The following is an 8,681-nucleotide window of genomic DNA, read 5'->3' as shown; positions in this document are numbered from 1 at the left end:
TGTCCGACTCTATCAGATCTTTCCGATCCGATTTCCTCGGGGTTTCGCCTTCCGGGTGTTCGCTTCCGCGTTTCCCTTTCCGGCGGTTCCGACTTTATCAGAGATTCTGAGTCGGTTTTTCCCGCCCCTCCGGGGACTGGATCCGCTGCGCGAAGCAGGCGGGTTCCCGGTTGGTGGGAGGTGTAAACGTACTGGAGCGAGGCGCCCCGATGCAAATCGAGGTGCCCCGCTCCCAGTTCTGGTGTACGGACTGTCCTACAGGTCGTCAGACCTCCACGACCACGGGCAGGATCATCGGCCGGCGCCGGTAGGTGTCGGAGACCCACTTGCCCAGCGTGCGGCGTACCAGCTGCTGCATCTGGTGCGCTTCGACGACGCCGTCCTGGGCGGACCGTTCCAGGACCTCAATGATCTTCGGCAGTACGGCGCTGAAGGCGGAGTCCTCGATGCCGGAGCCGCGTGCCTGGATGTGCGGGCCGCCGGTGATCTTCCCGGTGGACGAGTCGAGCACCATGAAGACCGAGATGATGCCCTCGTCGCCGAGGATCTTGCGGTCCTTCAGGGCAGGCTCGCCGACATCGCCGACGGAGAGGCCGTCCACGTAGACGTACCCGGCCTGGACCTTGCCGGAGATCTTCGCTCTGCCGTCGATCAAATCGACGACGACTCCGTCCTCGGCGATGACGATGCGGTCGTGCGGGACACCGGTCAGGGCGCCCAGCTCGGCGTTGGCTCGCAGGTGGCGCCATTCGCCGTGCACCGGCATCAGGTTCTTCGGACGGCAGATGTTGTAGAAGTACAGCAGTTCGCCGGCGGAGGCGTGGCCCGAGACGTGCACCTTGGCGTTGCCCTTGTGGACGACGTTGGCGCCCCAGCGGGTCAGGCCGTTGATCACCCGGTAGACCGCGTTCTCGTTGCCGGGGATGAGGGACGACGCGAGGATCACCGTGTCGCCCTGGACGATGCGGATCTGGTGGTCGCGGTTGGCCATCCGGGACAGGGCGGCCATGGGCTCGCCCTGCGAGCCCGTGCACACCAGGACCACTTCGCTGTCCGGCAGGTCGTCCAGCGTCTTCACGTCGACGACCAGGCCCGGCGGAACCCTGAGATAGCCGAGATCGCGCGCGATGCCCATGTTGCGGACCATGGAGCGGCCGACGAAGGCGACCCGGCGGCCGTACTCGTGCGCCGCGTCCAGGATCTGCTGGATGCGGTGGACGTGGCTGGCGAAGCTCGCCACGATGATCCGCTTACGGGCGCCGGCGAAGACCTGGCGCAGGACGTTGGAGATGTCCCGTTCGGGCGGGACGAAGCCCGGGACCTCGGCGTTCGTCGAGTCGGACAGGAGGAGGTCGATGCCCTCCTCGCTGAGCCGGGCGAACGCGTGGAGGTCCGTGAGGCGGTTGTCCAGCGGGAGCTGGTCCATCTTGAAGTCGCCAGTGTGGACCGCCATGCCCGCGGGCGTGCGGATGGCCACGGCGAGAGCGTCGGGGATCGAGTGGTTGACCGCGACGAACTCGCAGTCGAACGGGCCGATGCGCTCCCGGTGCCCCTCCGTCACTTCCAGGGTGTACGGGCGGATGCGGTGCTCCTGGAGCTTCGCCTCGATGAGGGCGAGGGTCAGCTTGGAGCCGATCAGCGGGATGTCCGGCTTCTCGCGGAGCAGGAAGGGAACGCCGCCGATGTGGTCCTCGTGACCATGCGTGAGGACGATGCCCTCGATGTCGTCGAGGCGGTCCCGGATGGACGTGAAGTCCGGCAGGATCAGGTCGATTCCGGGCTGCTCCTCCTCGGGGAAGAGCACGCCGCAGTCGACGACGAGCAGGCGGCCGCCGTACTCGAAGACCGTCATGTTGCGGCCGATCTCGCCGAGACCGCCGAGTGGGGTGACGCGCAGGCCGTTCGCGGGGAGCGGCGGCGGCGAGCCGAGTTCAGGATGCGGATGACTCAAAAGACTCTCCTCACCACGCGCGCCACGTCCCGGTGGGGCACGTGGCGCGCGTGACGTTCGTGCAGAAGCAGTTGTCGTTGTGATGCGCGGGCACCGGTGGCCCGCCGCTTATTCAGTTGTGGAGTCAGGTTGCGCGAGCGGTCGCGCGAAGTCTGTTGTCAGAGCTGTACCCCGCCGGCGGCAAGATCGATCTTGAGTTGCTCGATCTCCTCCGGCGTGCACGCGGCCATGGGGGCGCGCAGGGGGCCGGCGGGCAGGCCCTGCAGGGCGAGCGCCGCCTTGGTGGTCATCACGCCCTGAGTACGGAACATACCCGTGTAGACGGGGAGCAGCTTCTGGTGGATCTCGGTGGCCTTCTGGACGTCCCCCGAGGTGTACGCCTCGACCAGGGCGCGCAGCTCGGGCGTGACGAGGTGACCGACGACCGAGACGAAGCCGACGGCGCCCACGGAGAGCAGCGGCAGGTTCAGCATGTCGTCACCGGAGTACCAGGCGAGGCGCGAGCGGGCGATGGCCCAGCTGGCACGGCCGAGGTCGCCCTTGGCGTCCTTGTTGGCGACGATCCGCGGGTGCTCGGCCAGGCGAATGAGTGTCTCGGTGTTGATCGGGACACCGCTGCGACCGGGGATGTCGTAGAGCATGACCGGCAGCTCGGTGGTGTCGGCGATGGCCGTGAAGTGCCGGTACAGGCCTTCCTGCGGGGGCTTGTTGTAGTACGGGGTGACGATCAGCAGGCCGTGCGCGCCGGTGCGCTCCGCGGTGCGGGCCAGTTCGATGCTGTGACGGGTGTCGTTGGTGCCGACCCCGGCCACCACGTGGGCGCGGTCTCCGACCGCCTCCAGGACCGCCCGTACGAGGTCCGCTTTCTCCGCGTCGCTGGTGGTGGGGGACTCGCCGGTGGTGCCGTTGATGATCAGGCCGTCGTTACCTGCGTCCACCAGGTGGGTGGCGAGCCGCTGCGCGCCGTCGAGGTCGAGTGCGCCGTCCGCCGTGAAGGGCGTGACCATGGCGGTGAGGACCCTCCCGAAGGGGGTCTGCGGAGTGGAGGTCGGAGCCATGGGTTACACGCTACTCGTTGCTCGGGGCAGGGTCTGCCCTCGGGGGAGACGGCAAGTGGGGGCGAAGGGGGAGCCCGGCACTGCCTGCTCGGGGGTTCAGGCAGTGCCGGGCCCGTTTGATCAGGCTAGATGAACTACTGGAAATACCGCAATCCGGACACCTCGGAGGGCTGACCGTACGTGTGTGCCCGACCGACGTTCAGGGCCCGCCCCTGGGGCTACGGGGCCACGCGCCCGTTGGCGTTGAAGGCGGCGTGGGTGAGCGGCATGAGCCGAGCCCATTCGGCCTCCATCTTTTCGCCGACCATCTCGATCTCCCGTTGCGGGAAGGACGGCACCTTCGCCAGCTCGTGCTGGGTGCGCAGGCCGAGGAAGTGCATCAGCGAGCGTGCGTTGCACGTGGCGTACATCGAGGAGAAGAGACCGACCGGGAGGGTGGCGCGGGCGACCTCGCGGGCGACGCCGGCCGCCAGCATCTCCTGGTACGCGGCATACGACTGCCGGTAGGACTCCTCCATGGCGTCGGTGACAACTTTGTACTGCTCGGGGGTGCCGTCGACGAACTCGTACTTGCCGGGGCGGCCCTGCTGGACCAGCTTGCGGTCCTCGCCGGGGACGTAGAAGACCGGCTGGAGCTCGCGGTAGCGCCCGGACTCCTCGTTGTACGAATTGTGGACGACAAAGCCGTCCGCGATGAAGTTGTGGTGCGGCGGCGGCATGGAGATGTCGTAGGTCATCTCCTCCCCGTCGGGGGTGACGGAGACGACGCCCTCCCAGCACACACCGTTCTGGAGGGCGCGGCGGCGCACTCCCATCGGCACGCCTTCGCCGTTGGTCTTCCGCTGGTGACACGACTTGCAGGCCGGTCGCAGGTTCGAGACGTCGAGCGACTTGGTCAAATCGGCGTCCACGGGGATGACGTGGTCCAGCTCCAGGTCCTTTGCCTCGAACTTCTCCTCGCAGAGGTAGCAGAGGTCCATGGGCGCGATGAGACCGGCTCGCTGCTCGGTGGTCCAGATCTGGATCCCCTCGCGCAGGCGCTTCGGGATTCCGACCCGCTCGCCGACCCCCACCCGGCCGAGCCGCCCGACCCGGTCGCCGACGCGCAGGTCGCCGGCGCGGACCCAGCCTTCCGGCGTCCATACACGGTGGTCCGCGGTGCAACGCAGAACCTTGCCGTTGGTTGTCGAGACCCTGAGGATCGGCTTCACGCCGGACTCGAAGACGTCGACCATGCGCGCCTTCTCCGCCAGCCCGGTCTCCAGGTCGATGGTGTCGGCCAGGAGGTTCTGACAGGACTTCAGTCTGCGCGTGCGCCCCATCGAGTCGGGCACACCGATCTTCCAGTCCCGGTGGATGTCCGCGATGCGCTTGGTCTTGCCGTTCTTGCTGGTACCGACGCGGATCCTGGCGTCACCCGGCAGGCACCAGCCGACCCGGTGGCGCATGAACTCACGGAACACGAAGATCGGGGCGCTGACGAGGAACGTCAGGGAGTTGTGCTCGAACGGGCTGCCGTGCCGGTCCCGCATCAGGTAGTTGATCAGGCCCTTGGAGCGCTCCGGATCCTTCTCCAGTTCCCCGATCGACTGCTCGCCGAGGGTCGACACGCGGGCGGCGAACAGGACGTCCGAGTCCGAGGCGCTGGACTTCACCAGTTCGACGGTGACGTCACTCCGCAAGGTGACGTCGTCGGGCGTTGACGGCTGGGGATCGTCGGCGGAGCTCAAGGGGGTCCTTCCGGTCACATCACGGCTGCGGGTCGGCGACCACTCTACGGGGGCGCCCCTCGCGGCGGGGGACGGGCCGTGCCGGGAGGGATTTCCGCGGTCTGGGCACCTTCTGCCGGTGTCACTCGTTTGTGCCGGTGAGAGTCATTCGTTCGAGGTTCTCAGGGTTCGAGGGGAGAAGTACCACTGATGTTCGGTCGACGGGAATCCGTGCCGTTCGCCTTCCTTTCCGACGCCGACGCGTTCCGCAGCAATGTCGCGCCTCCGCCGCGCGAGCCGGCTTCCGCCGGCGAGCTGGCCGGGCGCTGGCTGCTGGGGGGCTGCATCGTCGCCGGGCTGGTGGGGTCCCTGGTGCTCGGGATGCCCGCGCTGTCCACGGACCGGTCGGCCACGGGGACCGAGCAGTCGGAGGCGTCCGACCAACGCTGAACGCCCGTCGAAGGGACGCCGGACCGGAGGCTCGGCCCCACGCCGGCAGAGGGCGGGCCGCACGCCGAACCGCCCGGAGGGTGGGGTCCGATTCTCAACCGGACCCCGAAGGTGGTGGGGGGTGCTACGGCTCGGTAGCCTCACCGGGCACTGCCCACGCATGGATCGAGTGAGGACCCAGCCGTGCCCCTGCCCTTCCTGACGGCCGACCGCGCCTTCGAGACGGCTGACGATGCCGCGCTGCCGTACAACGACCGTGACCGCTGGCGGCGCCCGTACCGCCCGGGTCCGTGGCGGGTGGGAGCGGCGGCGATACTGCTGCTGCTCGCCTCGTTCGTGCTGTTCTCAGCGGTGATCATCGCGGCTACGGCATCGCTGTCGTCGGCCAGTGTGGTCTTCGGGGTCGCACTGGTCGTCATCGTCGGTGCGCTGCGGTTGTTGCGCATGGGCACGTGGGTGAGTGCCCATGGGCTGCGGCAGGTGAGTCCGTTCATCACCCGTACGACGCCGTGGGACCAGGTCGTCGCGGTGCGCACGGTGCAGCAGCCGGTGCGCTGGCTGGGGCTGCCGCGGACGGTGCAGGGGCAGGCGCTGCTGGTCGTCCGGCGGGGGCGGTCGGCGGCTCCCGTACCGCCACTGCTGACCTCGCACAACGCGGACTTCCTGGGGCGGAACGTGGCCTTCGACCGGGCGGCCGACTCGGTGGAGGTCTGGGCCGACGAGTACCGGCGGGACTGAGCCGGACCGGACCGCTGCGCACACGCACGACCCGGGGTCCGGTCCGCACACGCGGACCGGACCCCGGGTCGCTTTCTGCCCTGCTTCGGTCGTCCTGCCGCAGTAGCCCCGCTGCGGTCGCCCTGTTGTGCTCGGGCGCCGGAGGGGACACCGGCTCGGCGAGACGTCAGGGAGCCGTCTTGCGCAGGGCGATCGCGCGTTGCATCGCCTTGCGGGCGCGCGGGGTGTCCCGGGCGTCGTGGTAGGCGACGGCGAGCCGGAACCAGCTGCGCCAGTCGTCGGGGGCGTCCTCCGTCTCGGCCTTGCGCCGGGCGAAGACCTCGTCGGCCGAGTCGCGGTCGACACGGCCGCTGGGCAGGCGCTTGAGCTCGTCCACGGGTAGTCCGCCCTGGGCGTCGAGCTCGGCGGCGAGCCGGTTGGCGTTGCGGACGAACTCGGTGTTCTTCCACAGGAACCACACGCCGATGACCGGCAGGATGAGCACCGCCACGCCGAAGGCGACGGTGAGGGGCGTCCCGGCCTGGATGAGGAGCACACCGCGGCTGCCGACCAGGACGAAGTAGACGACCAGGACGGCGGCCGTGATGGCGTAGGAGATCTTCGCGCGCATGGGGTGGGCTCGGGCTCAGTTCAGGTCGAGGAAGTGTTCCAGGCCGAAGGTCAGGCCGGGAGTGGTCACCACGCGGCGGGCGCCCAGCAGGATGCCCGGCATGAAGCTGCTGTGATGCAGGGAGTCGTGGCGGACGGTGAGGGTCTCGCCCTCAGCCCCGAGCAGGACCTCCTGATGGGCCAGCAGGCCGCGCAGCCGGACGGCGTGCACCGGGATGCCGTCCACGTCGGCGCCGCGGGCGCCGTCCAGGGCGGTGACCGTGGCGTCCGGGGCAGGGGCGCTGCCGGCCTTGCGGCGGGCCTCGGCGATGAGCTGGGCGGTGCGGGTGGCGGTGCCGCTGGGTGCGTCCACCTTGTTCGGGTGGTGCAGCTCGACGACCTCGACGGACTCGAAGTACGGGGCGGCGATCTGCGCGAACTTCATGGTCAGCACGGCGCCGATGGAGAAGTTCGGTGCGATGAGCACGCCCGTCTCCGGCGACTGGTCGAGCAGGCCCGTCAGCTGTGCGAGGCGGTCGTCGGTCCAGCCGGTGGTGCCGACGACCACGTGGATGCCGTGGCGTACGCAGAAGTCGAGGTTGCCCATGACCGAGGCGGGGGTGGTCAGTTCGACGGCGACCTGTGCGCCGGTCTCGGCAAGGGTCTCCAACCGGTCACCCCGGCCGAGCGCGGCCACCAGTTCCATGTCGTCGGCGGCCTCGACGGCCCGTACCGCCTCGGACCCGATGCGGCCCTTGGCTCCGAGGACCGCCACACGCAGCTTGCTCATCTTCCTTGCTTCCTTCTCGGAGAGGCCGAACCCGTGGGGTTGGGCCGGACAGGGCCTAGGCGACGGTGCCGTGCAGCCTGGCCGCCTGTTTGTCCTTGAGCGGGCCGATGACCGACAGCGAGGGCCGCTGCCCCAGGACGTCGCGGGCGACCGCGCGGACATCGTCCATGGTGACCGAGGCTATCCGGGTCAGCATGTCGTCGACCGACATCTGCTCGCCCCAGCACAGTTCGCTCTTGCCGATACGGTTCATCAGCGCGCCGGTGTCCTCCAGGCCGAGGACGGTGGAGCCCTGGAGCTGGCCGATGGCGCGCCGTATCTCGTCGTCGGGCAGACCGTGCTCGGCGGCCTGGTCGAGTTCGTCGCGGCAGATCTTCAGCACGTCGTGCACCTGGGACGGCCTGCACCCGGCGTACACGCCGAACAGGCCGCAGTCGGCGAAGCCGGAGGTGTACGAGTACACGCTGTAGGCCAGGCCCCGCTTCTCCCGGACCTCCTGGAACAGGCGGGAGGACATGCCGCCGCCGAGGGCCGTGTTGAGCACACCGAGGGCCCACCGCCGCTCGTCGGTGCGGGACAGGCCTGGCATGCCGAGGAGGATGTGCGCCTGCTCGGTCCTCCGGTCGATCACCTCGACACGGCCCGCGGTGCGCAGCGTGCGCCGTCCGCCGCGCGGGGCGATCGGCTGGGCGTCCGGGTCCTTGAGCGCGCCGGCCGCCTCGAAGGCGGCCTGGACCTGGCGTACGACCTGGTCGTGGTCGATGTTGCCCGCACAGGCGACCACGAGGTGGGTCGGGTCGTAGTGCTTCTTGTAGAAGCGGCGGATGCGGTCGGCGGTGAGGGCGTTGACCGTGTCGACCGTGCCGAGGACGGGGCGGCCCAGCGGGTTGTCGCCGAACATGGTGTGCGCGAACAGGTCGTGCACACCATCGCCCGGGTCGTCCTCGGTCATCGCGATCTCTTCGAGGATCGCGCCGCGCTCGATGTCGACGTCCTCCTCGAGGATGCGGGAGCCGGTCAGCATGTCGCAGACCACGTCGATGGCGAGCGGCAGGTCGGTGTCGAGTACACGTGCGTAGTAGCACGTGTACTCCTTGGCCGTGAAGGCGTTCATCTCGCCGCCGACGGCGTCGATGGCGGCGGAGATGTCCAGGGCGGACCTGCGGTGCGTGCCCTTGAAGAGCAGGTGCTCCAGGTAGTGGGTGGCGCCGTTCAGGGCCGGGGTCTCGTCGCGGGAGCCGACGTGCGCCCAGATGCCGAAGGTCGCCGAGCGGACCGAGGGCAGGGTCTCGGTCACGATGCGCAGCCCGCCGGGGATGGTGGTCCTGCGGACGGTGCCGATGCCGTTCTCGCCCTGGATGAGGGTTTGGGTACGGGCGACGGCCCGCTCCTCCGAG

At 69.2% G+C, this 8,681-nt stretch carries 8 protein-coding genes and 1 pseudogene; 2 read left to right on the top strand and 7 right to left on the bottom strand.

The features are described 5' to 3' along the window. Positions 1–265: 265 nt before the first annotated feature. The 4 genes and pseudogenes from ACFP2V_RS13510 to ACFP2V_RS13495 form a co-directional block, all read right to left on the bottom strand. The gene (locus tag ACFP2V_RS13510; protein WP_381210582.1) at positions 266–1,951 is read right to left on the bottom strand and encodes a ribonuclease J; all 1,686 of its coding nucleotides are present in this window, start codon (positions 1,949–1,951) and stop codon (positions 266–268) included. 158 nt (positions 1,952–2,109) lie between these two features. Beyond that, positions 2,110–3,009 carry a 4-hydroxy-tetrahydrodipicolinate synthase gene (gene dapA / locus ACFP2V_RS13505; protein ID WP_381210579.1) on the bottom strand — a complete coding sequence of 300 codons (900 nt, stop codon included), beginning with the start codon at positions 3,007–3,009 and terminating at the stop codon, positions 2,110–2,112. A gap of 218 nt (positions 3,010–3,227) precedes the next feature. Then, entirely contained in the window at positions 3,228–4,457 is a 1,230-nt protein-coding gene (thyX, locus tag ACFP2V_RS13500; RefSeq protein WP_381210586.1) for an FAD-dependent thymidylate synthase, read from the bottom strand. Further along, positions 4,437–4,739 (bottom strand): annotated as a pseudogene (locus ACFP2V_RS13495) (FAD-dependent thymidylate synthase); the annotation flags it as partial. The pseudogene ACFP2V_RS13495 and the gene thyX, both read right to left, overlap by 21 nt. Positions 4,740–4,928: 189 nt before the next feature. On the opposite strand from ACFP2V_RS13495, the gene ACFP2V_RS13490 reads away from it, so the two are divergent. Then, a complete protein-coding gene (locus ACFP2V_RS13490; protein ID WP_381210576.1) occupies positions 4,929–5,168 on the top strand; it encodes a hypothetical protein in 240 nt (79 codons plus the stop codon). A 183-nt stretch (positions 5,169–5,351) separates the two neighbouring features. Continuing rightward, on the top strand, positions 5,352–5,906 hold the full coding sequence (locus tag ACFP2V_RS13485; RefSeq protein ID WP_381210573.1) for a hypothetical protein: 555 nt from the start codon (positions 5,352–5,354) through the stop codon (positions 5,904–5,906). A 166-nt stretch (positions 5,907–6,072) separates the two neighbouring features. Here ACFP2V_RS13485 and ACFP2V_RS13480 read toward each other — a convergent pair whose 3' ends face one another. From ACFP2V_RS13480 to ACFP2V_RS13470, 3 genes are all read right to left on the bottom strand, one after another. Beyond that, complete coding sequence (locus ACFP2V_RS13480) at positions 6,073–6,516, bottom strand: tetratricopeptide repeat protein (protein ID WP_381210570.1); 444 nt, start codon at positions 6,514–6,516, stop codon at positions 6,073–6,075. A 15-nt stretch (positions 6,517–6,531) separates the two neighbouring features. Continuing rightward, the gene (gene dapB / locus ACFP2V_RS13475; protein WP_381210567.1) at positions 6,532–7,284 is read right to left on the bottom strand and encodes a 4-hydroxy-tetrahydrodipicolinate reductase; all 753 of its coding nucleotides are present in this window, start codon (positions 7,282–7,284) and stop codon (positions 6,532–6,534) included. 55 nt (positions 7,285–7,339) lie between these two features. Further along, the coding region (locus ACFP2V_RS13470) for a M16 family metallopeptidase (protein ID WP_381210565.1) at positions 7,340–8,681 on the bottom strand (1,342 nt) is incomplete at its 5' end.

This window comes from Streptomyces incanus (assembly GCF_042656345.1).
Classification (GTDB): Bacteria; Actinomycetota; Actinomycetes; order Streptomycetales; family Streptomycetaceae; genus Streptomyces; species Streptomyces incanus.
This window is presented reverse-complemented; position numbering and strand designations above follow the sequence as displayed.

What these genes read in the sequence shown, in the direction of transcription:
- dapA (WP_381210579.1), bottom strand. Translation starts at nt 3,009, where the DNA reads ATGGCTCCGACCTCCACTCCGCAGACCCCCTTCGGGAGGGTCCTCACC.
- thyX (WP_381210586.1), bottom strand. Translation starts at nt 4,457, where the DNA reads ATGCGCCACCGGGTCGGCTGGTGCCTGCCGGGTGACGCCAGGATCCGC.
- ACFP2V_RS13490 (WP_381210576.1), top strand. Translation starts at nt 4,929, where the DNA reads ATGTTCGGTCGACGGGAATCCGTGCCGTTCGCCTTCCTTTCCGACGCC.
- ACFP2V_RS13480 (WP_381210570.1), bottom strand. Translation starts at nt 6,516, where the DNA reads ATGCGCGCGAAGATCTCCTACGCCATCACGGCCGCCGTCCTGGTCGTC.
- dapB (WP_381210567.1), bottom strand. Translation starts at nt 7,284, where the DNA reads ATGAGCAAGCTGCGTGTGGCGGTCCTCGGAGCCAAGGGCCGCATCGGG.